Consider the following 22,213-nt stretch of genomic DNA (forward strand, 5'->3'; position numbering starts at 1 on the left):
GTGCCGCCGCGCCCGCCCTCCCCCGTCGCCTCGGCAGCCCGACGCCCCGGCGACCGACCGACCGGCGGCCGGGCTGCCCGCAGCCGCGCAGCCGCGCGGCAGGCGCGGCAGGCGCGGCAGGCGCGGCCGCCGCCGCCGTCGGCCGACCGCTACTTCGCAGGAGGCAGGTGGCGGTCCGCGAAGTCCAGTTCCAGCCGTACCTGCTTGATGCGCTCGTCGACCACCAGGGAGCCGTGGCCCGCGTCGTAGCGGTAGACCTCGTGGACCGCGCCGCGGGACTCCAGGCGCTTGACGTAGTTCTCGATCTGGCGGATCGGACAGCGCGGGTCGTTGACCCCGGCCGAGATGTAGACCGGCGCCTTGACCCGGTCGACGTACGTGATCGGGGAGGACGCCTCGAAACGGTCGGGGACCTCTTCCGGCGTGCCGCCGAGCAGCGTGCGGTCCATCGCCTTCAGCGCCTCCATCTCGTCGTGGTACGCCGTGACGTAGTCGGCGACCGGGACCGCCGCGATGCCCAGCGCCCACGCGTCGGGCTGGGTGCCCAGGCCGAGCAGGGTGAGGTAGCCGCCCCAGGAGCCGCCGGTGAGGATCAGGCGGGCGGGATCGGCGAGGCCGGAGCCGACCGCCCACGCGCGGACCGCCGCGATGTCCTCCAGCTCGATCAGGCCCACCCGGTGCTTCAGCGCGTCGGTCCAGGCCCTGCCGTAGCCCGTGGAGCCCCGGTAGTTGACGCGGACCACCGCGTAGCCGTGGTCCACCCAGGCCGCCGGGCCCGCCGCGAACGAGTCGCTGTCGTGCCAGGTGGGACCGCCGTGGATGTCGAAGACCGTCGGCAGCGGACCGCTCGCGCCGGCCGGCTTCTGGACCAGGGCGTGGATACGGCCGCCCGGCCCCTCCACCCACACGTCCTCCACGGGCACCGAGCCGGGCGACTTCATCCCGGGCGGGTCGAGGACGACACCGCCCGCCGTGGAGCGGACCGCCGGCGGTTCCGCCGCCGACGACCACAGGTACTCCACACTGCCGTCGGGCCGCACCGTCGCCCCCGAGACCGCCCCGCGCGGGGTGGGGATCTCCACCAGCCGGCGCTCGGACAGGTCGTAGCGGAACAGCTCGCCGCGCGCCTCGAAACCGTGCGCGATGAGCAGGCCGGTGCCGTCCGGGTACCACTCGGCGCTCACGTCACCGGGCAGCTCCAGCGCGAGGTCCGTCTCCTCGCCCGTCGCCACGTCCCACACCATCGGCTCCCAGCGGCCGCGCCGCTGATGACCGACGAGCAGCCGGGTGTCCCCGGCGACCGGGGCGAAGCCCAGCACCTCGAGGCCCAGCTCCCGCGTGCCGCCCTCGGTGTCGTCGAGCTCGGCGACCGTCGTGCCGTCGGGGCGCAGCACCCGCAGCGCGGAGTGCATCGCGTCACCGTGCTCGGTGTGCTCCACGGCGATCAGCGAACCGTCGTGGGACAGGTCGCCGACGCCCGCCGACTCGCGGTGGCGGTACAGCTCGACCGGCGCCTCACCGGTGCGGGCCAGGTGGATCGTCGTACCGTCCTCGTCCGTGGAGCGGCCCACGACCGCCGTGCGGCCGTCCCGGCCCAACGCGAGACCGGCGGGGTAGGAGGGGTCCAGGCCGGGCGCGGCCAGCTCGTCCTCGCCGCCGGAGAACCGCTGGCGGCGCCAGACGCCGAACTCGTCGCCGTCCTTGTCGTCGAACCACCAGATCCACTCGCCGTCGGGCGAGAGCACGCCGTCGGTCGTGCCGTTGGGCCGGTCCGTCACCTGGCGCTGCTCACCCGTCGCCCGGTCCCAGGCATACAGCTCGTACGTCCCCGTCGCGTTCGACACGAACACGGAGCGGTCGGGGGCGTCCTCCGCCCAGTCGGGCAGGGACACCCGGGGCGCCCGGAAGCGCTTCTCCCAGTCGGGCATGTCCTCGGTCCGGTCCGGCAGGGCCGGCACCTCGGACCCGTTGCTCTCAGTCATGGCCCCATACTGCCCGTCCCGGGGGCCGTCGTGCCTCCGAGGTCCCCAGCCTGTGGACAACTTCCACGGGATCTTCCACCCGGCCTCCCACCGCATCGCCCACCGCATCGCCCACCGCATCGCCCGCCGCACCTCCCACCGCACCGCCCACCGCACCGCCCACGGGACCGCCCGACGGCCCCGCCGTCACGGCCCTCGGCGGCCGACCCCGCGGGTCGGGAACCACCCGCGGACCCGTACCGTTGAGAGCGTGTACCGGTTCCTGCTGACGCCCCGCTGGTGGGGGATCAACGTCTTCGTGCTGCTCGCCATCCCCTTCTGCGTCTTCATGGGGTCGTGGCAGCTCGGCCGGTTCGAGGACCGGGTGGACGACCACCGCGACGCCGAGGCGCGGGTCGCCTCGGACAAGCGGGAGAAGGCCCGTGCGCTGGAGTCGCTGCTGCCCGTGACCAAGGCCACCTCCGGCAGGCAGACCACCGCGACCGGCCGGTACGACACCCAGCTCCTCGTGCCCGACCGGACGCTGGACGGCAAGGACGGCTACTACGTGCTGACCCTTCTGCGCACCGACGGCGGCCGGGCCCTGCCCGTCGTCCGGGGCTGGCTGCCCGGCACCCCCGACCCCGCGAAGGTGCCCGCGGCGCCCACCGGCGAGGTCACCGTCACCGGCGCGCTCCAGGCGTCCGAGACCCCGGGCAACAACGGCGTCAGCGCCCGCGGCGGCCTGCCGGCCGGCCAGACCGCCGCGATCAGCGCGGCCTCGCTGGTCAACCTGGTCCCGTACGACGTCCACGACGCCTGGGTCACCCTCAACCGCGGGGACGCGGGGATGAAGGCGGTGCCGGCGACCGCGCCCGGCGGTACCGGCCTGGACCTGAAGGCGTTCCAGAACCTCGGCTACACCGCCGAGTGGTTCGCCTTCGTGGGCTTCGTGGTCTTCATGTGGTTCCGCCTGCTGCGCCGCGAGCTGGAGTTCGCCCGCGACGCGGAACTGGGCCTGCTCCCCGAGGAGGAGGAGCAGGAACAGCGGGGGCAGCGGGAGCACGAGCGGCCGAGTCCGTCCGGCGTCTGACGCCGGGCCGGTCCCGGTGGCGTCACATCGCGGACAGCAGTCCCGTCCAGTAGACCGTGCCCGCGCAGGCGTTGCTCACCGTCGTGGTGGCCGAGCTCGAGCCCGTCGACGCCGTGTACGTCACCGCCACGCTGCCGTCGGTCGTGCCGTCCTCCAAGACCAGCTGGGTGGTCATGCCGCTGTCGGTGCCGGTGCCCGTGCCCGTGCCGGCGGACGAACCGCTCGTGGTGGTCGGGTTCTCGGTGGGTGACGGGTCGGGCGAGGGACCGCCGGTGCCGCCCGAGTCGCCGCCCGGGGCGGGACAGGTCTCGGAGGGCACCCAGGCCCACTTCACCTCGTACGCCGAACCCGGCTCCAGCACCAGCCGCGCCGCCTCCAGGGAGGGGTCGGGCAGACCGGCCGCCGCGTCCCCCGCCACATGCCGCGCCGAGCCCACCCGGGTGCCGTCCGCGGCGCCCTGCGGGGTCGCCGACACCAGGCCGGCGCCGTCGACGCCACAGCTCGTGGTGGAGACGTTGGTGACGCGGAAGGAACCGTAGACCGCGCCCGTGGAGTCGGGGGCGGCGCTGCTCACGGCCGCCGGGCCCAGCTGGGCGGCGGTGCAGGCGGGCACCCCGGCCGCGGTGCCGGCCGAGGGGGCGGCCCCCTCCGTCGCACCCGTACCGGAGCCGGTGTTTCCGCCTCCGTCGCCCTTGTCCTCGTCCTTCTTGTCGCCCTTGTCGCTCCCCTCGACCTGGTCGGAGGAGCCGCCCGCGGTGCTCTCGCCGCCGTCCGGGCCCTTGCCCTCGCCGGTGCCGCCCTGCGCCTGCGAGGCGTGGCCGACGGCGGAGGGGTTGGCGTCGGATCCGGTGGTGGTGGAGACGTGGACGAGGGCGGGGACGGCGGTGCCGAGGAAGAGCGCGGCGGCGGCCGCGCCCACGAGGGCCTGGCGCTTGCGCGCCCGGCGGGCGGGCACGGCCCGGCGCAGGTAGTCCAGGGTGCCGTCGGTCGGCTCCACCTCCCGCACCACCTGGTGCAGCAGGGTGCGCAGTTCCAGCTCGTCCGCGTCGAGCCCTTCGGGGCTCTGTTCGTCCAGGCCGTGGTTCACAGTTCCGTTCCCAGCGTGCGTGTACTTCGGCTCCTGCTCGTGCGGTGTCACGAGCGCGCGCAGCCGCGCCGGCCCGCTCACGGGCCCGGGCGCCGGCCGCTCCGCGGACTCCGCCCCCGACCCGGGCGCGGCCCCGCTTCCGGCCCCCGACCCGAACCGGGCCGCGGACCCACTTCCCTCCCCCGCTCCGGAGGCCTCCACCCCGTCCCCGGTCACCGAGTCGTCCCCGGGCTCGGGCGCGGCAGCGGCGTCCGACGGGCGCGAGCCCTCCGGCTCGCGCTCCTCGGGCCGCGTGTCCTTGCCGTCGCTCATGCCGGCGCCCCCATGGCCAGCCGCAGCGCCGCGATCCCGCGCGAGCCGTACGCCTTCACCGAGCCCAGGGAGATGCCGAGCGTCTCGGCGACCTGCGCCTCGGTCATGTCCGCGAAGTAGCGCAGCACCAGCACCTCGCGCTGCCGGCGCTGGAGCCCCTTCATCGCCTGGATGAGGGAGTCGCGCTCCAGCTGGTCGTAGGCGCCCTCCTCCGCGCTCGCCATGTCGGGCATGGGCTTGGAGAGCAGCTTGAGGCCGAGGATGCGCCGGCGCAGCGCGGAGCGGGACAGGTTGACGACCGTCTGGCGCAGGTACGCCAGGGTCTTCTCGGGGTCCCGGACGCGTTTGCGGGCGGAGTGGACGCGGATGAACGCCTCCTGGACGACGTCCTCGCAGGAGGCGGTGTCGTCGAGGAGGAGCGCCGCGAGGCCCAGCAGCGAGCGGTAGTGCGCGCGGTAGGTCTCGGTGAGGTGGTCGACGGTGGTGCCGGCCGCCACGATGTCGTCGGCGCCGTCACGCTGACCGGGTATGCGGGCGGGGCGCGCTGCGGGCATGGGCGCGATCACCGGCATGCCACCGGACGCGCCGGGCATGCGGGGTCGTAGGGCCTGGCGGGGCGGCCTGAGGGCCGTGCCGCGCGGCGCTGTGAAATCGAGTACCTCAGCCACGTCAGTTGGACACGCTCCCCCCCGTAAGGGTTGTACGTGCCGGGCGTCACTTTTGCGGCGGCCGGTGACACCGGTCGGCCGCCCGCGTCAGGCAGCACCACCGACAGCACATCCGATGCCCTCATGCGTCCCGCTCTCCCCTGTGTCCCATGTGAACAGGCGTCCCCACGCCCGGTTCCAGACGTCCCCACGTCTGAAGGCAGCGTCCCCACGCCCCGGAAAGGGTGACCGCAAAGACGCTCCCCGCCCTCCGCTTGGTTGCGGAGGGCGGGGAGGTAAATCCTCGTGCAATCCTCGATCGTCGGACAGGCCGCGGACCCGACCGGAAATCCGGCTCACAAGACTTACACAGATCCTACAAATGAATCCTGTGTGATCCAGAACTTTTCACTGTTCAACCGCCACCAGTTCGGCGATCTGCGCGGTGTTCAGCGCGGCCCCCTTGCGCAGGTTGTCCCCGCACACGAAGAGTTCGAGCGCCGTCGGGTCGTCCAGGGCCCGCCGCACCCGGCCGACCCAGGTCGGGTCGGTGCCGACCACGTCGGCGGGGGTGGGGAACTCCCCCGCGGCCGGATTGTCGAACAACACGACCCCGGGGGCGGTGGCGAGGATCTCGCGGGCCTTGTCGACGGTGACCTCGCCCTCGAAGCGGGCGTGCACGGTGAGGGAGTGCGTGGTGACCACCGGGACCCGGACGCAGGTGACCGCGACGGGCAGCGCGGGCAGGCCGAGGATCTTGCGGGACTCGTCCCGGACCTTCATCTCCTCCGAGGACCAGCCGTCCTCCCGCAGCGACCCGGCCCACGGGACGACGTTCAGCGCGACCGGCTCCGGGAACGGCCCGGTGTTGTCCCCGACGGCCCGCCGTACGTCACCGGGGGCGGTGCCCAGCTCGGTGCCGGCGACCAGGGACAGCTGCTCGCGCAGGGTGCGCACGCCGGCGTGCCCGGCGCCGCTGACCGCCTGGTACGAGGAGACGACCAGCTCGCGCAGGCCGAACTCGGCGTGCAGCGCGCCCAGCGCGACGATCATCGACAGGGTGGTGCAGTTGGGGTTGGCGACGATGCCGCGCGGGCGCGTCCGCACCGCGTGCGGGTTCACCTCGGGCACCACGAGCGGAACCTGCGGGTCCATGCGGAACGCCGCGGAGTTGTCGACCACCACCGCGCCGCGTGCCGCGGCGAGCGGCGCCCACCGCGCGGCGACCTCGTCGGGGACGTCGAACATGGCGACGTCGACCCCGTCGAAGGCCTCCTCGGTGAGCGCGACGACCTCGACCTCCTCCCCGCGCACGGCCAGCTTGCGGCCGGCCGAGCGCGGGGAGGCGACGAGTCGGATCTCGCCCCAGACGTCCGCCCGCTGGGACAGGATCTGGAGCATGACCGTGCCGACGGCACCGGTCGCGCCCACGACCGCGAGCGTGGGCCGTCCGGCCCGTCCGGGCCGTGGGGTTTCGGCCATCAGCGGCCGGTGCCCCCGTAGACGACGGCCTCGTCGCTGTCGGAGTCGAGACCGAAGGCGGAGTGCACGGCGCGCACGGCCTCCGGGACGTCGTCCTTGCGGGTGACGACCGAGATGCGGATCTCGGAGGTCGAGATCAGCTCGATGTTCACACCGGCGTCGCTGAGCGCGGTGAAGAAGTCGGCGGTGACGCCCGGGTTGGTCTTCATACCGGCGCCGACCAGCGAGATCTTGCCGATCTGGTCGTCGTAGCGCAGGGATTCGAAGCCGATGGCGCCCTTGTTCTTCTCCAGCGCGTCGATGGCCTTGCGGCCCTCGGTCTTCGGCAGGGTGAAGGAGATGTCCGTCAGGCCCGTGGACGCGGCGGACACGTTCTGCACGACCATGTCGATGTTGATCTCGGCATCGGCGATCGTGCGGAAGATCGCGGCGGCCTCGCCGGGCTTGTCCGGCACGCCGACGACCGTGACCTTGGCCTCGGAGGTGTCGTGCGCGACACCGGAGATGAGAGCCTGCTCCACCTGCTTGTCCCCTTGCTTCGTCGGCTCGCTGCTGACCCACGTGCCCTGCAGTCCGCTGAAGGACGAGCGGACGTGGATCGGGATGTTGTACCGGCGGGCGTACTCCACGCAGCGGTGGAGCAGCACCTTGGACCCGGAGGCCGCCAGTTCGAGCATGTCCTCGAAGGCGATCCAGTCGATCTTCCGGGCCTTCTTCACCACGCGCGGGTCGGCGGTGAACACACCGTCGACGTCCGTGTAGATCTCGCACACCTCGGCGTCGAGCGCGGCGGCGAGGGCGACGGCGGTCGTGTCGGAGCCGCCGCGGCCGAGCGTGGTGATGTCCTTGGTGTCCTGGCTGACGCCCTGGAAGCCGGCGACGATGGCGATGTTGCCCTCGTCCACCGAGGCCTTGATCCGGCCCGGCGTGACATCGATGATGCGGGCTTTGTTGTGGACCGAGTCGGTGATGACACCTGCCTGGCTGCCGGTGAAGCTCTGGGCGTTGTGCCCCAGGTTCTTGATCGCCATGGCCAGCAGGGCCATGGAGATCCGCTCTCCGGCGGTCAGCAGCATGTCGAGCTCGCGCCCGGCAGGGATCGGGGAAACCTGCTCGGCGAGATCGATCAGCTCGTCCGTCGTGTCGCCCATCGCGGAAACCACGGCGACCACCTGGTGGCCGTTCTTCTTGGCTTCCACGATCCGCTTGGCGACGCGCTTGATGCCTTCGGCATCGGCTACGGAGGAGCCTCCGTACTTCTGCACGACAAGGCCCACGTGCGCTCCTCGCTCAGTCCGTCGTTTTCCACAGTCCGCACACACATGTGTCCGCTGCGGTCGGCTCAGTCTATCGAGCGTCCGAAAATCCCCTCCGTGATATCGCATGGTGAGATGTCCGGCCGCTCGTGCAGGGGGCTCCTGCCCAGCCCGGCACCGGCCACTCGGAAAAGCGACCCGCGTCACAGTCCCCACCGTCCGGACACATCGGCGGAGGGTCCCGGGCGGCCCCCAACCCCCGCCTACCTATTGCGGCAGCACACCCTTCCCATTGGTGACGTGTACATGAATATGGACCCGTCAGGCGCTCTTCCGGCCTCCGAAGGGATACGTGGTGACGGGAACGACAAGCCTCCGCCGCCGGCTCGCCGCAGTGGCGGGCACGATTGCTGGCGACCGCGGGAATCATGCTGTCCGGCGCCTCACCGGCCGCCGCCGCGGACTACTACTACGAACTCCCCTACCCGGCCGGCGAGTCCTACCTGGTCACACAGGGCCCGGAGGGCACCTACTCCCACACCGGCCCGTACAACGAGTACGCCTGGGACTTCGGGCTCCCCGCGAACTACGAGGTCTCCGCCTCGCAGGCGGGCACGATCATCGCCTCCGGCTGGTCCCCGTACTGGCAGAACGGCATCGAGGTGATCATCCGCCACTCCAACGGCAGGTGCACCCACTACGCGCACCTGAACCGGGCGCTCTACAACCCCGGCACCTGGGTCCCGCAGGGCCGGGTCGTCGGCTGGTCGGGCAGCACGGGCGCGTCGAGCGGACCGCACCTGCACTTCCAGGTGATCGACTGCAACACGCGGGTCGGCGTGCCGGCCACCCTCCAGGGCTGGACCCCGTACACCGGGACGTGGCCGGTCAGCGTCAACCACTACGCCTGAGCCGGCGCGGCTACTGGACCGGGCGCATCCCCAGCGGCCCGCCGATCTCCTCGGCCATGACCTTGCCCGCCTCGAACTCCAGGGTGTCGTCACCCATGCCCTGGTCGGTGTCGAGGCCGTCCAGTTCGGCCAGGGGCTGGTTCAGCCGCACGTGCGCCACGACCGACTGAAGGGCGCGCAGGCTCGCCGAGGCCGTCGAGCCCCAGTTGGAGAAGTAGGAGAACTGCCACCACCACAGGGCCTCCGAGGTGCGGCCGGCCCGGTAGTGGACCATGCCGTGCCGGAGGTCGGTGATGACGTCGGTCAGGTCGTCGGAGATCCGGGCCGGGACGGGCGCCTTGCGGGGCTCGTACGGGTCGAAGACCTCGGAGTAGACGTCGATGGGCTCCAGCAACCGCGCGAGGTTCTCGCGGAGTTCGTCGACGTCGGCCTCCGGGCCCGGGTCGGGCTCGTAGCGCTCGTCGGGGACGATGTCCTCGTGCGCGCCGAGCCGGCCGCCGGCCAGCAGCAGCTGGGAGACCTCCAGCAGCAGGAAGGGGACCGCCGAGTCCGGTTCGTCGCCCTTGGCGACCTCCGTGACGGCGACCAGGAAGCTCTCGATCTGATCCGCGATCTGGACCGCGAAGTCGTCCGGGTCCTGATGCGTCGCGTGCAGCGTGGCGTCAGACATCTAGGAGTCGTCTCCCCTCGAAGGCGCGGCCGAGGGTCACCTCGTCCGCGTATTCCAGGTCGCCGCCCACCGGGAGGCCGCTGGCCAGGCGGGTGACCTTGAGGCCCATGGGCTTGATCATGCGGGCGAGGTACGTCGCCGTGGCCTCGCCTTCCAGATTCGGGTCCGTGGCCAGGATCAGCTCCGTGACCGTGCCGTCGGCGAGCCGGGCCAGCAGTTCCCTGATCCGCAGGTCGTCGGGGCCCACGCCGTCGATCGGGCTGATCGCGCCGCCCAGCACGTGGTAGCGGCCCCGGAACTCACGGGTGCGCTCGATGGCCACGACGTCCTTCGGCTCCTCCACGACACAGATGACGGCGGGGTCGCGGCGGGCGTCGCGGCAGATGCCGCACTGCTCCTCCTGCGCGACGTTGCCGCAGGTCGCGCAGAACCGGACCTTCGCCTTGACCTCCATCAGCGCGTGCGCGAGCCGGCGTACGTCCGTCGGTTCCGCCTGGAGGATGTGGAAGGCGATCCGCTGCGCGCTCTTGGGACCGACGCCGGGCAGCCGCCCCAGCTCGTCGATGAGGTCCTGGACCACGCCTTCGTACAACGGACTGCCGTCCTTCCTGGTGTTCCTTCAGTACGTACGGTAAAGGCCCGCGGCCCGTCTTAGAAGGGCAGACCGGGGATGCCGCCGCCGCCGAGGCCCTGGGCGAGCGGGCCGAGTTTCTGCTGCTGGAGGGTCTGGGCGTTCTCGTTGGCCGCCTGGACCGCCGCGACGATCAGGTCGGCGAGGGTCTCGGTGTCCTCCGGGTCCACCGCCTTCGGGTCGATCTTCAGCGCCCGCAGCTCGCCGGATCCGGTGACGGTGGCCCGCACCAGACCGCCGCCCGCCTGGCCGTCGACCTCCGTGCGCGCCAGTTCCTCCTGCGCCTCGGCCAGGTCCTGCTGCATCTTCTGGGCCTGCTGGAGCAGTTGCTGCATGTTGGGCTGGCCACCACCGGGGATCACGATTCAGCTCCTTGGTCGATCGTTCCGCCGGCCCATCGGGTCCGCCGGTCCGGGTTTTGCCGTTCGGCACGAGCCTACGTGGTCGGAGCAGCCGTCGCCGCAGCACTCTTTCGAGTGAGCCGGGGTCGGGGCCCTATACCTGATCAGGGCCATCTTCCGGGCGAAAAAAGGCCCGAACCCCCGGCGCCGCCACCCATTGGGAGGTAGGAAGGGTCAGGCCCGCGCATACCGGGCGTCACACTGCACATACGGACAGTACGCGGGATCAGTCGGGGTCAGCAGGGTCAGCAGGGGTCAGTAGGGAGATACCGGGTGGGTCAGCCGGAGATGCAGCCCGAGGGTCGGCCTCAGGACGGGCGGGGTGAGGGGGCGGCCGGGCTGCGGCCGGGCGATCCGGCCGGGCGGGAGTTCCCGCTCGGGGACTGGGGCGAGCCGGCGGCCCGGCTGGACGAGCTGTACCGGTGGGTCGAGCGCGGGGCGCTGGACACGGCCGCCTGGTACCTGGAGGAGCGGTGGTGGAAGCGCCGGTGCGCCTGGGTGCTGCGGGCCGGGACGGCCGTGGGGGCGCTGACCGGGGCCGCGCTGCCGCTGCTCGATCTGACCGGGGTGGCCGACGGGGCCACGCCCTGGGGGTATCTGGCGCTGCTGCTCGGGGCGGCCTGTGTGGCCGGGGACCGCTTCTTCGGGATGACGTCCGGCTGGATGCGGGACATGGCGACGGCGCAGGCCGTGCAGCGGCGGTTGCAGGCGTTCCAGTTCGACTGGGCGTCGGAGTGCGTCCGCGAGGTGCTGGGCCCGGCGGAGGGCACGGCGAGCGAGGCGGCCGAGCGCTGTCTGACGGTGCTGCGGCGGTTCTCGGAGGACGTGACGGAGCTGGTGCGGGTCGAGACGGCCGACTGGATGGTGGAGTTCCGCAGCGGGGGCGCGCCGCTGGGCCTGCAGACGGCGCTGCCGGGCGCCGGGCGCCCCGAGGGCTCCGCCCCGCACGGCCGGTTCCCCGCCCCGCCGGGTCCGGCCCGCCCGAACATGCCGCGGCAGCGCCCCCCGGAGCCGAGGTGAACCGGCGCGTCACCGCGTGGGCGGCGCGCACAGCTCCATGCCCTCCGGCGTCCAGCACGGCAGATGGCCGTGGGTGCGGATCACGTCCTGGCCGTTGCCGCGCGTGAGATACGTCAGGAAGCTCGACGTCAGCGAGTTCGCCGGGGGCTGCCCGTAGGTGTAGGCGTACTCGATCTCCCGGTACGGGTAGGAGCTGTTGCCGTGCGCGAGGGCGTCGACGGACGGGGGCTCGCCGTCGAGGTCCACCAGGTGCAGCCCCTTCGCGCGGGTGGCGAGGCCGAGTTCGCTGTAGCCGATCGCGCCGGGGGTCCCGGCGACGGTGGCCAGCACCTGGTCCGTGGAGTCGAGTTCGCAGCGGATGACGGGGGCGGTGGGGTCGTCCTTGTGCACGCAGTCGACGGAGGAGTGGGCGATCTCGCCCCGGCCCAGCACCCGGCGCTGGAAGACCTGCCGGGTGCCCGAGTTGGCGTCCCGGCTGACCAGGTGGACGGCCAGGTCGGGGCCGCCGAGTTCGCTCCAGTTGGCGATCTCCCCCCGGTACAGCCGCCGTACGTCCGTCGTCGACAGGTTCCGCAACCCCACCTCCTCGTTCACCACGAGGGTGAACACCGATACCGCCACCCGGTTCTCGCGCAGGTCCGGCAGCCCGCCCGGCTTGGGTCCGTCCGAGAGGGCCACCAGCGCGGGCGAGCCGCCCTCCGCCTCCGCTCCGGCCGCCGCCAGGTCCCGTATCCCGGCCGTCGAACCGTGCGGGTTCGCCACCTCGATGTCCGGGTCGTCGTCCGCGCAGTCCCGCTCGTACTTCTCCGCGACCTCCCTGAGCACCGGGGCGAACGCCGTCGAGCCGGTGAGCGTCAGGGAGCCGCCCTCGCAGCCGATGGGGGGCGGGGTGTCGTCCTGGGCCACGACGATCACCGCGAGGGCCACCACGCACAGCGTGAGCGCGATGGTGATCAGCCGGGACGCCCGGCTGAACAACGGGGCCTTCTCGTCCGGGGTGGCGCTGCGGTTGCGGTGCACCTCGCCCTCGCTGAGGTCGCCGCTCAGCTGGATCTCGTCGCCCACGCTGCCGCCGGAGAGCAGCACCAGCAGCTTGTAGTAGGCGCCCCGGTTGAGCGGGACGCGCGGCAGGCGCAGGGTGCCGCCCTGGTAGCCGAAGCCCCGGTCCCGGGTGAAGTGCTCCAGGAGGTGGCTGGTCGCCGACGGCTGGGTGACCGAGACGCCGAGGATGGTGCGCTCGCCGAACTCCACCGTCAGGCCGTGGCTTCCCGGGCTCTGGTAGTCGTCGCGGACGATGGTCTGCGAGCCGTCGTTCTCGATGCGCAGCAGCACCATGCTGGCGTGCGTCATGCCCGCCGCCGTGTCGAACCAGCCCTCCCGCCGGTTGGTGCGGCCGCCCGGCCCCTGGCCGTCACCGATCGCGGTGTCCAACTGCACGCGGTAACCAATGCGTTTGCGGCGCGGCACCCGTCGCTCGTACCAGATCATGACGGCGGAGGCGACGATACCGAGCACCGCCGTCGCCACGGCCACCAGGTTCTCCGCGCTCAGCCACTCCATCGTGCCGCCCCCGCCACTGCCCGCACGCTCGACCGGGTGGCCACCGTACGGCCGTACGGGCGCGGGGGCGGTGTGCGGCCACGGAAGTTCACCGGCGTTCGCCGAACGTTCAACCGTCCGGTGGGGGCGGCGAGTTGGGCGGGTCCGCCGGGTCAGTCCCGGGTGTAGGTGAGCTGTTCGCCGTTGCTGGAGTTCACGCGCTTCAGGGAGCCGTCGGGCAGCAGTGTGATCTCGCTGGAGGAGCCCGGGGTGCAGGCGCTGCGCGGCTGTCCGACGGTCACCGTGGACGGGCCGATCTCCAGCCGGTCCCCGCCGCCCGGGACGGCGGTGAGTTCCGCCTCGAAGACGCAGTGGTAGGTGCCGTTCCCGGCGGGCCCGTCGGCGACGAGGGACATGACCGTGTCGCCGACCTCGCCCTGCTGGACGGTCAGCCGGCGGCTGTGCCGGCCGCTCGTGTTGTCGATGGTGGTGGACCAACTGCCCAGGTAGTCCGCCGGGATCGTGCCGTCCGCCGGGGCGGAGGTGCTGGGCGGCCCGGTCTCGCCCGGCTGCCCGGCACCGGGCGTGCCGGCGGCGGTGCTCTGCGGCGCGCCGGTGGGCGACGGCGGCGTGGTGGGGTCGCCCCCGGCGTGGTCGCCGCCGCCGCTCATCAGCGCGTACACGGTGCCGCCCGCGGCGAGCGCGACGACCAGCGCGATCACCACGAGCAGCACGCTGGAACGGGCGTCCCGGCGCGGTTCGGGCCCCGGCCCGTAGGGCGGGTTCGGCCCGAACGGCGGCGGGCCGTAGGGCGGGGTCTGGCCGTAGCCGTTGTACGGGTAGCCGTAGGCGGCGTGCTGCGGATGTCCGTACGGGCCCGGGCCCGGGGCGGGGGCCGGGGGCGGGGTGGGGGTGTTCTGGCCGACGACCACGGTGGGCAGGTGGTTCACGCCCGGCTGTCCCGGCGGGGGCGGGGCGGGCGTGCCGGGGGGTGCCGCGGGCGGCGGCGGGGCGGCGGAGTCGTCGGCGGCACGGGCGTGTTCGGGGGTGGCGGCGGGCGGCGCGGCGGGCGGTCCGCCGGGGGCGGCCGCGTCCGGGGCCGGGCCGGCGGGGGCCGGTGACAGCGCGGTGGGTGTGGGGCGCTGCGGGGCCTCGGGGTCCTCCGCGGCGAGCAGCCGCACCGCGTGGCGGCCGAGCTGTGCGACCAGGGCGCCCGGCAGCCAGGGGTCGCGGGAGCGGCCGTCGGCGACGGTGTCCTCCGCGCCGGTGCGTTCCAGCACCCGGTCGAGGGTGGGCCGGGCCGCCGGGTCCTTCTTCAGGCAGTCCCGTACGAGGTCGGCGAGGCCCTCGGGCACGCGCTCCAGGTCGGGTTCCTCCTGGGCGATGCGGAACATCAGGGCGTGCACCCCGCTGTTGGCGGTGCCGAAGGGGAGCGTGCCGGTCGCGGCGTAGGCGAGCACCGAGCCGAGGCAGAACACGTCGCAGGCGGGCGTGATGCGGTCGCCGCGCACCTGCTCGGGCGCCATGAAGCCGGGCGAGCCGACGAGCGCGCCGGTGCGGGTGAGCCCGCCGTCGGTCACCGTCTCCAGCGCCCGCGCGATCCCGAAGTCGATGACGCGCGGCCCGTCGATGGTGACGAGCACGTTGGACGGCTTGAGGTCGCGGTGGATGATCCCGGCGGCGTGGATGTCCTTCAGCGCGTGCGCCAGACCGGCGCCGAGGATGCGCACCGACCGCTCGGGCAGCGCCCCGTGGTCGTGTCCGACCACCTGCTGGAGGCTGGGTCCGGCGACGTATCCGGTGGCGACCCAGGGCACGGCGGCCTCGGTGTCGGCGTCCAGCACCGGCGCCGTCCAGGCGCCGCCGACCTGCCGGGCGGCCTGTACCTCCTGGCGGAAGCGGGCCCGGAACTCCTCCTGCCGGGCCAGTTCCTCGCGCACCAGCTTCACGGCGACGGTGCGTCCCCGGTCGGAGCGGGCGAGGTAGACCTGTCCCATGCCGCCGGCCCCGAGCCGCGCGAGCAGCCGGTAGGCACCGATGAGCTGTGGATCCCCGGCCCCGAGCTTCTCCATCGCCGCGCCGCCTTCCCCCCGCAGTGAGCAACAGATCGAGGATAGTGCGGGGGCGGGGCCGGGTGAGCTGGGCGTTGTCTACGGTTCCGTAACAGGCGGTCCGAGGTCGTCGAGCACCGTGGACAGGCGTTCCAACGCCTGTACCGCGCGGGCCAGCTCGGCCTCCCCGCGCTCCTCGCCGTACGCCGCCTCGTACGCCCGCAGCAGCCGCTCGGCGAAGGCCGCGTGACCGGGGTCGATGCGGCCGATCGCGGCGCGGCCCGCGTCGGTCGGGGCGAGGAGCTTGGCGCGGCGGTGGGCGGGGTTGGGCCGGTACTCGGCGAGGCCGCGCTCCACCAGCAGGTCGGCGATGCGCTGCACGCTCTGCCGGGTGATGCCCATGGCCCGGGCGATGCCGGAGACCGGCAGCGGCTCGCGCAGGACCGCGCCGAGCACCTGCCACCAGGCGGCGGTGAGGCCGGCGGGCCGGGCCAGTTCCTCGGCGACCGCGAGGAACTGGCCGTTGAGCCGGAAGGTGCCGAGGGCGCCCCGGCTGAGCAGGTCCTGGTGCTCCCGGTTCACCGGGCGGCCAGTGCCGTCTCGTACTCGGCGTACGCCTCCGGGTCGGAGTCGTGGAACAGCCGGTACCAGGCGTCGTTCACCCGGTCGTCGTGGACGCCGAGCAGCCGGAACACCTCGCGGGCGAAGGCGACGGGCTCGGTCGGCCCGGCGGTGACGAGAGGGCCGTCGGTGACGGCGTCGGCCTCGACGTACCGCTCGCCGCCCGCGTAGCCGGTCAGGGCGAGGTAGGGGGCGGCGGCGCCGGTGTGCGCCCGCTCGTCGAGCAGTCCCTCGCGGGCGAGGCCGGCGGTGGCCCCGCAGATCGCGGCGACGGGCACACCGGCGTCGAGGAAGGCGCGGGCGGTGCGGGCGAGGGGCGCGAGGTCGTCGCCCTCGTCCCAGCGGGTGCCGCCGGGCAGGATCAGCAGCGCGCTGCCCTCGGGCCGCAGGTCCGCGAGCGCGAGGTCGGGGAGGACGCGCAGTCCGCCGATGCTGGTGGCCGGCTCCCCGTCCGGGGTGACGGTGAGCACCTCGTAGCCGGCGAGCGCGAGGTGGGCGGTGGTGTGACCGGTCTCCCAGTCGGCGAAGGTGTCGAAGAGGACGAGGTGGACGGGCTTGCGGGTCATGACCGCTCCCTGGGGGTACGCCATCAGATGACAGCATTCTGCCGATACGACAGCAGGCTGTCAACAATCCCTGCCGTCCGGCCCGCCACCGCGGCGCCTGTCGACAACCTGTCGCGGAAAGTCCCCGACCACAGACAGGCCGCCGATGTCGCGGCCCCGCCGCCGGCCCCTACCCTCGGCCGCATGACCCCTCAGCCGAACCCCGAGGTCGGGGCCGCCGTGAAGGCCGCCGACCGTGCGCACGTGTTCCACTCCTGGTCCGCCCAGGAGCTCATCGACCCGCTCGCCGTCGCCGGGGCGGAGGGGTCCTACTTCTGGGACTACGACGGCCGGCGCTACCTCGACTTCACCAGCGGCCTCGTCTTCACGAACATCGGCTACCAGCACCCGCGGGTCGTCGCCGCGATCCAGGAGCAGGCGGCGCGGATGACGACGTTCGCGCCCGCGTTCGCCGTCGAGGCGCGGTCGGAGGCGGCCCGGCTGATCGCCGAGCGCACCCCGGGTGACCTGGACAAGATCTTCTTCACCAACGGCGGCGCCGACGCCGTCGAGCACGCGATCCGCATGGCCCGGCTGCACACCGGGCGCCCCAAGGTGCTCTCCGCCTACCGCTCGTACCACGGCGGCACCCAGCAGGCGGTGAACGTCACCGGCGACCCGCGCCGCTGGGCCTCCGACACCGGCACGGCCGGGGTCGTGCACTTCTGGGCGCCCTTCCTGTACCGCTCGCGCTTCTACGCCGAGACCGAGGAGCAGGAGTGCGCGCGGGCGCTGGAGCACCTGGAGACGACGATCGCCTTCGAGGGGCCGTCGACCGTCGCCGCGATCGTCCTGGAGACGATCCCGGGGACGGCGGGCATCATGCTGCCGCCCGCCGGTTACCTCGCCGGGGTCCGCGAGCTGTGCGACAAGTACGGCATCGTCTTCGTCCTCGACGAGGTCATGGCCGGGTTCGGACGCACCGGCGCGTGGTTCGCGGCCGACCTGTACGACGTGGTCCCGGACCTGATGACCTTCGCCAAGGGCGTGAACTCCGGCTACGTGCCGCTGGGCGGTGTCGCCGTCTCCGGGGCGATCGCCGAGACCTTCGGCAAGCGGCCCTACCCCGGCGGGCTCACCTACTCGGGGCACCCGCTGGCCTGCGCGGCCGCCGTCGCGACGATCGGCGTGATGGCCGAGGAGGGCGTCGTGGAGCACGCGGCGCGGCTCGGCGCGGACGTCGTCGGCCCCGCGCTGCGGGAGCTCGCCGAGCGGCACCCCTGCGTGGGCGAGGTCCGCGGCGTCGGCATGTTCTGGGCGCTGGAGCTGGTGCGCGACCCGGAGACCCGGGAGCCGCTGGTGCCGTACAACGCGTCCGGCGAGGCGAACGCCCCGATGGCCGCCTTCGCCGCCGCCGCGAAGGAGGCCGGCCTGTGGCCCTTCGTGAACATGAACCGGACGCATGTGGTGCCGCCGTGCAACGCGAGCGAGGCGGAGCTGAAGGAAGGGCTGGCGGCGCTGGACACGGCACTGTCGGTGGCGGACGACTACGTGGGGTGACCGCTCGGGGCGGGCGGCGTACCGGGACGGAGCGGGCGCGGGGCGGGCGCGGGGCGGCTTCTCCCCGCGCCCGTTCGAACGCCCCGCGCCCCACCCGACCGCGTAAGGTGGCGTGCTCGTGGACCTTTGCGTGCACGTCACTCGAACGCGACGAGGGAGACGCCCCGACCATGCCCGGCACCAGCGGCACCGGCGCCGTGACCCGCAGCACCCTGCGGCAGCAGATCGCCGACGCGCTCCGTGACGAGGTGCTGGCCGGGCGGCTGACGTCGGGGCAGGAATTCACCGTCAAGGAGATCGCCGACCAGTACGGGGTGTCCGCGACCCCCGTCCGGGAGGCGCTGGTCGACCTGTCGGCGCAGGGGCTGCTCGACGCCGACCAGCACCGGGGCTTCCGGGTGCACGAGTACTCCGCCGACGACTTCCGCGGCATGATCGAGGCCCGCGGCCTGGTGACCGACGGCATGTTCCGGTCGCTGACCGGCGGCCGCCTGGCCCATCTCCAGCCGGACGAACCCCGGATCGCCGCCGCGCTCGCCGGAGTGCGCCGGCGCGGCGAGGAGGCGCAGCGCGCGGCCCTCGCCGGGGAGGTCACCGTGCTGATCGGCTACGACCTGCGCTTCTGGCGCGAACTCGGGTCGCTGTTCGGCAACCCGTATCTCACCGACTTCCTGCACCGGCTCCGGGTCCAGACATGGGTGTGCGTGGTGCAGCATCTGCGGCGGCTGCCCGATCTCCGGGGACTGCTGTGGGCCGAACACACAGATCTGGTCGATGCGTTGTCGCGGCGTGACACCGATTCCGCCCGCGCGATCGTTCACTCGTACAACGCGCACGCGCTCTCCCTCGTCGAAGGGCTGACGGCCGGTGGTATGGGTAAGGGACCTGCACGACAGGAGCCGCCCCCGCCGGGCGCCGATACCCTTCCCTGACCACGACGACCACCCGACGACCGTGCTGTGTGAGGAGCCCTCTTTGGCCTGTGACCTGTGGCTGGTGCCGCTCGTCGACGTCCTGTGCCACACGCCCGACAATCCGTTCGCCGAGGAACTGGCGCAGTACAACGCGGTGCTCGCGGAGGCGGGACTGCCGCCGGTGCCGGTCTACCAGTACATGCCGGGGCTCTCCGGCGAGGTGGGCCCGGTCGCGGGCTTCGACTACGACGCGCTGCACTTCCTGCGGCGCGTGTACCTGCTCCAGCTGTGCGGGCTGCCGGTCACACCGGTGGACGAACTGGGCGGCGACTACGAGCAGTTGCTGGAGATGTTCGAGGCGACGGCGCAGCAGTCCCATCTGGTCTGGCACTACGACCACGCGGGTGCCTACGTCCCCGTCGACTTCCCGCACCCGCTCTCCAGCGACGAACTCCTCGTGGGCGGCGGCCCGTTGGGCTCCTCGCACGCCCTGCTGCGGGAGCTGGAACTGGTCGCCCCGGCCATCGGCATCGACCCGGCGAACCCCCCTGCGGCACCCGAGCCCCCGCTCGGACCCACCGAACTGGAGGAACCGGCCGTCCCGGCCCCGTACGACCCCAGCCCCTTCGCCCGCGAACGCCACGTCTGGCTCGGCCTGCACGCGGCGGCGACGCGGAGTCTGGCGCAGGGGTCGATGATCGTCTTCAGCTGAGCCTCAGTGCAGCTGCGCGAGTCCCTTCTGCAGGTCCTCCGCGTTCATGATGGGGGTGACCTCGAGACGGGCGTTCATCTCGGTGAAGAACGGCTCGCCCGTCGGGGGGAGTTGCGAGCTGTCCTGCATGTCGAAGACCAGCAGGATCGTCCGTTGCCCGCCCACGGGGCCGAAGTAGGCGGCCTCCGGCTGGAGCCGGTCGAGAACACCCTTCACCACCTCGGGCATCCTCCCCTCACGGATCAGCTCGTTCGCCTTCGCCGTGTCCAGGGTGGCCCTGAGCAACACGCGCATCGCACTCACCTTCTTCCGGTCGATGCACGCACCGAATCTCAGCATATGCCCGTTCCGTACACCGGGCGGTCCGGCCCGGACGCGGAACGTCCCGGCGACCACAGGGGTCGCCGGGACGCGGCGCACACCACCCGGCCCACGGGGCAGGGGACTACAGGAACGAGTTGATCTCGATCGTCTCGTCCCGGCCCGGGCCCACGCCGATCGCGGAGATCGGGGCGCCGGACATCTCCTCCAGCGCCTTGACGTACCCCTGGGCGTTCTTCGGCAGGTCGGAGAAGGACTTCGCCTTGCTGATGTCCTCGGACCAGCCCGGCAGCATCTCGTAGACCGGCTTCGCGTGGTGGAAGTCCGTCTGCGAGTACGGCAGCTCCTCGACGCGCCTGCCGTCGATCTCGTAGGCGACGCAGACCGGGATCTGCTCCCAGCCGGTGAGGACGTCGAGCTTGGTGAGGAAGAAGTCGGTCAGGCCGTTGACGCGGGTGGCGTAGCGGGCGATGACCGCGTCGAACCAGCCGCAGCGGCGGTCACGGCCGGTGGTGACGCCCCGCTCGCCGCCGATGCGGCGCAGCGCCTCGCCGTCCTCGTCGAACAGCTCCGTCGGGAACGGGCCGGAGCCGACGCGGGTCGTGTACGCCTTGAGGATGCCGATGACCCGGCTGATCTTCGTCGGGCCGACGCCGGTGCCGGTGCAGGCGCCGCCCGCGGTCGGGTTCGACGAGGTGACGAAGGGGTACGTGCCGTGGTCGATGTCGAGCAGGGTGCCCTGGCCGCCCTCGAAGAGGACCACCTTGTCCTGCTCCAGCGCCTCGTTCAGCACCAGCACGGTGTCGGCGACGTACGGCGCCAGCTTGTCCGCGTAGCCCAGCAGCTCCTCGACCACCTGGTCCACGGCGATGGCGCGCCGGTTGTAGAGCTTGGTGAGGATCTGGTTCTTGGCGTCGAGGGCCGCCTCGACCTTCTGGGTGAGGATCGACTCGTCGTACAGGTCCTGGACGCGGATCCCGACGCGGTTGATCTTGTCGGCGTAGGTCGGGCCGATGCCGCGGCCCGTCGTCCCGATCTTCCGCTTGCCGAGGAAGCGCTCGGTCACCTTGTCCACCGTCACGTTGTACGGCGTGATGATGTGCGCGTTTCCGCTGAGCAGGAGCTTGGACGTGTCGACGCCGCGCTCGTTCAGACCGCTCAGCTCGGAGAGCAGGACCGACGGGTCGACGACGACGCCGTTGCCAATGACCGGCGTACAGCCGGGGGACAGGATTCCGGAAGGGAGCAGGTGCAGGGCGTACTTCTGGTCGCCCACGACTACCGTGTGGCCGGCGTTGTTGCCGCCCTGGTAGCGCACCACATAGTCGACGGATCCACCGAGCAGGTCCGTCGCCTTTCCCTTGCCTTCGTCACCCCACTGAGCACCGAGCAGCACAAGTGCGGGCACGCGCGTACACCCCTTCCGGGCGGGGCATGTCCAGGGTCAGGGGCGCACACGGAGGATCTCCGCCGCGTGCACCGCGACCGTCGTTGGCCGCCAACCGTCGGACCGGATGCCCCGGAATAGACGAAGCCCCTGGCGCAATAGCGCAAGGGGCTCTTGCACACCGATGCTACCCGAGGAAGCGAGGCAGGGCCGAGGTGGCGACTTCCGCGACGTCCGATCAGCTCCTGGTGGTCATCGACCCGGTCGCCCGTCGGACGGACGGCGAGTCGGTCCGCATCGCGAAAGACGTGCTCAGCGCGGGTGCGGCGGGCACGAAGGTGTGTCTGCCCGACGGCCCGGAGGAGTTCGCCCGGGCGCTGGCGCGGCGCGGTTCGCGGCGGCCGGTGGTGATCGGCGACGACCGGGCCCTGGTGCGGGCGGTGGGGCTGCTGCACCGGCAGCGGGAGCTGGCCGGCTGCGCGCTGTCGCTGGTGCCGGTGGGCGGTGCGCTGGCGCTGACCCGGTCGCTGGGGGTGCCGGCGGGGGCGGTGGCCGCGGCGCGGGCCGTGCTGGACGGGGCCGAGCGGCGGATGGACCTGCTGGTCGACGACAGCGACGGGGTGGTGCTCGGCGCGCTGCGGATCCCGCCGGTGGGCGGCGTGACGCCGGTGCGGGAGGTGGTGGCCGACGGGGCGGGGCATCCGTGGCTGCGGACGTGCCGGTCGCTCGTACGGACCCTGGTGCCGGCGCGGCCGTCCGGGATCGACCCCGCACCGGAGGCGGGACCGGCCCGGCTGCGGGTGGAGGTCGACGGCCGGACGCTCGTCGACCTGGGGCAACCGGTGGCGGGCGTCTCGGTCGTGCCCGGCGTCCCGGGGGCGGCCCGGGTGGAGGTGCGCCCGGCGTCGGTGGGCGCGGAGGCGACCCCGCTGTCGGCCGAGGGCCGCACGGTGACCGTGTCCGGCGCGCACTTCCGCTACCGGGCGGACGCGATCGTGTCGGGGCCGGTCCGGACGCGGACCTGGGTGGTGCGTGAGTCCGCCTGGGGCCTGATCCTGCCGCCGGGGTAGGGCGGGCGGACGCGTCCCGTCA

The 22,213-nt window shown here is 72.9% G+C and carries 21 protein-coding genes; 7 read left to right on the forward strand and 14 right to left on the reverse strand.

Going from position 1 to position 22,213, the window contains the following annotated elements; all coding sequences use genetic code 11:
- Positions 1-149: 149 nt before the first annotated feature.
- Positions 150-1,982, reverse strand: coding sequence for a S9 family peptidase (locus FHX78_RS15950; protein ID WP_145868124.1), 1,833 nt, complete (start codon positions 1,980-1,982; stop codon positions 150-152).
- Between the two features lie 250 nt (positions 1,983-2,232).
- Between FHX78_RS15950 and FHX78_RS15955 the strand changes: the two genes are divergently transcribed.
- Entirely contained in the window at positions 2,233-3,054 is an 822-nt protein-coding gene (locus FHX78_RS15955; protein WP_145872012.1) for an SURF1 family protein, read from the forward strand.
- 22 nt (positions 3,055-3,076) lie between these two features.
- Here the strand turns inward: FHX78_RS15955 and FHX78_RS15960 are convergent, their stop codons facing one another.
- The 4 genes from FHX78_RS15960 to FHX78_RS15975 all read right to left on the reverse strand — a co-directional run bounded on the left by FHX78_RS15960 (position 3,077) and on the right by FHX78_RS15975 (position 7,859).
- Positions 3,077-4,453: a hypothetical protein gene (locus FHX78_RS15960; RefSeq protein ID WP_145868125.1), complete on the reverse strand. Its 1,377-nt coding sequence runs from the start codon at positions 4,451-4,453 to the stop codon at positions 3,077-3,079.
- A complete protein-coding gene (locus FHX78_RS15965; RefSeq protein WP_167531773.1) occupies positions 4,450-5,121 on the reverse strand; it encodes a SigE family RNA polymerase sigma factor in 672 nt (223 codons plus the stop codon). The genes FHX78_RS15960 and FHX78_RS15965 overlap by 4 nt, the downstream gene beginning before the upstream one ends.
- 387 nt (positions 5,122-5,508) lie before the next feature.
- Complete coding sequence (locus FHX78_RS15970) at positions 5,509-6,582, reverse strand: aspartate-semialdehyde dehydrogenase (protein ID WP_145868127.1); 1,074 nt, start codon at positions 6,580-6,582, stop codon at positions 5,509-5,511.
- A complete protein-coding gene (locus tag FHX78_RS15975; protein ID WP_145868128.1) occupies positions 6,582-7,859 on the reverse strand; it encodes an aspartate kinase in 1,278 nt (425 codons plus the stop codon). The genes FHX78_RS15970 and FHX78_RS15975 overlap by 1 nt, the downstream gene beginning before the upstream one ends.
- A gap of 407 nt (positions 7,860-8,266) precedes the next feature.
- Between FHX78_RS15975 and FHX78_RS15980 the strand changes: the two genes are divergently transcribed.
- Positions 8,267-8,749, forward strand: a complete 483-nt coding sequence (locus tag FHX78_RS15980; protein WP_145868129.1) for a M23 family metallopeptidase — start codon at positions 8,267-8,269, stop codon at positions 8,747-8,749.
- A gap of 10 nt (positions 8,750-8,759) precedes the next feature.
- Here FHX78_RS15980 and FHX78_RS15985 read toward each other — a convergent pair whose 3' ends face one another.
- Genes FHX78_RS15985 through FHX78_RS15995 form a run of 3 tightly spaced genes read right to left on the reverse strand, consistent with a single transcriptional unit; the run spans position 8,760 to position 10,412 of the window.
- Positions 8,760-9,419, reverse strand: coding sequence for a DUF5063 domain-containing protein (locus tag FHX78_RS15985; RefSeq protein ID WP_145868130.1), 660 nt, complete (start codon positions 9,417-9,419; stop codon positions 8,760-8,762).
- Complete coding sequence (gene recR / locus FHX78_RS15990; RefSeq protein ID WP_145868131.1) at positions 9,412-10,011, reverse strand: recombination mediator RecR; 600 nt, start codon at positions 10,009-10,011, stop codon at positions 9,412-9,414. Before recR ends, FHX78_RS15985 begins: the two co-directional genes overlap by 8 nt.
- 59 nt (positions 10,012-10,070) lie before the next feature.
- Positions 10,071-10,412 carry a YbaB/EbfC family nucleoid-associated protein gene (locus FHX78_RS15995; RefSeq protein WP_145868132.1) on the reverse strand — a complete coding sequence of 114 codons (342 nt, stop codon included), beginning with the start codon at positions 10,410-10,412 and terminating at the stop codon, positions 10,071-10,073.
- A 312-nt stretch (positions 10,413-10,724) separates the two neighbouring features.
- Here FHX78_RS15995 and FHX78_RS16000 point away from each other — a divergent pair, with 312 nt between their 5' ends.
- Positions 10,725-11,471 carry an SLATT domain-containing protein gene (locus tag FHX78_RS16000; RefSeq protein ID WP_145868133.1) on the forward strand — a complete coding sequence of 249 codons (747 nt, stop codon included), beginning with the start codon at positions 10,725-10,727 and terminating at the stop codon, positions 11,469-11,471.
- A 9-nt stretch (positions 11,472-11,480) separates the two neighbouring features.
- Here FHX78_RS16000 and FHX78_RS16005 read toward each other — a convergent pair whose 3' ends face one another.
- From FHX78_RS16005 to FHX78_RS16020, 4 genes are all read right to left on the reverse strand, one after another.
- On the reverse strand, positions 11,481-13,031 hold the full coding sequence (locus FHX78_RS16005; RefSeq protein ID WP_145868134.1) for a substrate-binding domain-containing protein: 1,551 nt from the start codon (positions 13,029-13,031) through the stop codon (positions 11,481-11,483).
- A gap of 152 nt (positions 13,032-13,183) precedes the next feature.
- A complete protein-coding gene (locus tag FHX78_RS16010) occupies positions 13,184-15,082 on the reverse strand; it encodes a serine/threonine-protein kinase (RefSeq protein ID WP_145868135.1) in 1,899 nt (632 codons plus the stop codon).
- A 78-nt stretch (positions 15,083-15,160) separates the two neighbouring features.
- The gene (locus tag FHX78_RS16015) at positions 15,161-15,643 is read right to left on the reverse strand and encodes a MarR family winged helix-turn-helix transcriptional regulator (RefSeq protein WP_145868136.1); all 483 of its coding nucleotides are present in this window, start codon (positions 15,641-15,643) and stop codon (positions 15,161-15,163) included.
- Positions 15,640-16,248, reverse strand: a complete 609-nt coding sequence (locus FHX78_RS16020; protein ID WP_145868137.1) for a DJ-1/PfpI family protein — start codon at positions 16,246-16,248, stop codon at positions 15,640-15,642. Before FHX78_RS16020 ends, FHX78_RS16015 begins: the two co-directional genes overlap by 4 nt.
- A 183-nt stretch (positions 16,249-16,431) precedes the next feature.
- On the opposite strand from FHX78_RS16020, the gene FHX78_RS16025 reads away from it, so the two are divergent.
- The 3 genes from FHX78_RS16025 to FHX78_RS16035 all read left to right on the forward strand — a co-directional run bounded on the left by FHX78_RS16025 (position 16,432) and on the right by FHX78_RS16035 (position 19,413).
- Positions 16,432-17,787 carry an aspartate aminotransferase family protein gene (locus FHX78_RS16025; protein WP_145868138.1) on the forward strand — a complete coding sequence of 452 codons (1,356 nt, stop codon included), beginning with the start codon at positions 16,432-16,434 and terminating at the stop codon, positions 17,785-17,787.
- 170 nt (positions 17,788-17,957) lie between these two features.
- A complete protein-coding gene (locus FHX78_RS16030; protein ID WP_145868139.1) occupies positions 17,958-18,719 on the forward strand; it encodes a GntR family transcriptional regulator in 762 nt (253 codons plus the stop codon).
- 43 nt (positions 18,720-18,762) lie between these two features.
- Complete coding sequence (locus FHX78_RS16035; RefSeq protein ID WP_145868140.1) at positions 18,763-19,413, forward strand: hypothetical protein; 651 nt, start codon at positions 18,763-18,765, stop codon at positions 19,411-19,413.
- 3 nt (positions 19,414-19,416) lie between these two features.
- On the opposite strand, the gene FHX78_RS16040 is transcribed toward FHX78_RS16035, so the two are convergent.
- Together FHX78_RS16040 and FHX78_RS16045 are read right to left on the reverse strand one after the other, a co-directional pair.
- Positions 19,417-19,707, reverse strand: a complete 291-nt coding sequence (locus FHX78_RS16040; protein WP_145868141.1) for a hypothetical protein — start codon at positions 19,705-19,707, stop codon at positions 19,417-19,419.
- 151 nt (positions 19,708-19,858) lie between these two features.
- Positions 19,859-21,142, reverse strand: coding sequence for an adenylosuccinate synthase (locus tag FHX78_RS16045; protein ID WP_145868142.1), 1,284 nt, complete (start codon positions 21,140-21,142; stop codon positions 19,859-19,861).
- Between the two features lie 194 nt (positions 21,143-21,336).
- Between FHX78_RS16045 and FHX78_RS16050 the strand changes: the two genes are divergently transcribed.
- A complete protein-coding gene (locus FHX78_RS16050; protein WP_145868143.1) occupies positions 21,337-22,191 on the forward strand; it encodes a diacylglycerol kinase in 855 nt (284 codons plus the stop codon).
- Positions 22,192-22,213 lie beyond the last annotated feature (22 nt).

The sequence above is a fragment of the Streptomyces capillispiralis genome (assembly GCF_007829875.1).
GTDB lineage: Bacteria > Actinomycetota > Actinomycetes > Streptomycetales > Streptomycetaceae > Streptomyces > Streptomyces capillispiralis.

Bases quoted from the DNA above. Each gene is read 5' to 3' on its own strand.
- FHX78_RS15950 (WP_145868124.1), bottom strand. From the start codon at position 1,982: ATGACTGAGAGCAACGGGTCCGAGGTGCCGGCCCTGCCGGACCGGACC.
- FHX78_RS16020 (WP_145868137.1), bottom strand. From the start codon at position 16,248: ATGACCCGCAAGCCCGTCCACCTCGTCCTCTTCGACACCTTCGCCGAC.
- FHX78_RS15980 (WP_145868129.1), top strand. From the start codon at position 8,267: ATGCTGTCCGGCGCCTCACCGGCCGCCGCCGCGGACTACTACTACGAA.
- FHX78_RS16005 (WP_145868134.1), bottom strand. From the start codon at position 13,031: ATGGAGTGGCTGAGCGCGGAGAACCTGGTGGCCGTGGCGACGGCGGTG.
- FHX78_RS16040 (WP_145868141.1), bottom strand. From the start codon at position 19,707: ATGCGCGTGTTGCTCAGGGCCACCCTGGACACGGCGAAGGCGAACGAG.
- FHX78_RS16030 (WP_145868139.1), top strand. From the start codon at position 17,958: ATGCCCGGCACCAGCGGCACCGGCGCCGTGACCCGCAGCACCCTGCGG.
- FHX78_RS16010 (WP_145868135.1), bottom strand. From the start codon at position 15,082: ATGGAGAAGCTCGGGGCCGGGGATCCACAGCTCATCGGTGCCTACCGG.
- FHX78_RS16025 (WP_145868138.1), top strand. From the start codon at position 16,432: ATGACCCCTCAGCCGAACCCCGAGGTCGGGGCCGCCGTGAAGGCCGCC.
- FHX78_RS15960 (WP_145868125.1), bottom strand. From the start codon at position 4,453: ATGAGCGACGGCAAGGACACGCGGCCCGAGGAGCGCGAGCCGGAGGGC.
- FHX78_RS15970 (WP_145868127.1), bottom strand. From the start codon at position 6,582: ATGGCCGAAACCCCACGGCCCGGACGGGCCGGACGGCCCACGCTCGCG.
- FHX78_RS15985 (WP_145868130.1), bottom strand. From the start codon at position 9,419: ATGTCTGACGCCACGCTGCACGCGACGCATCAGGACCCGGACGACTTC.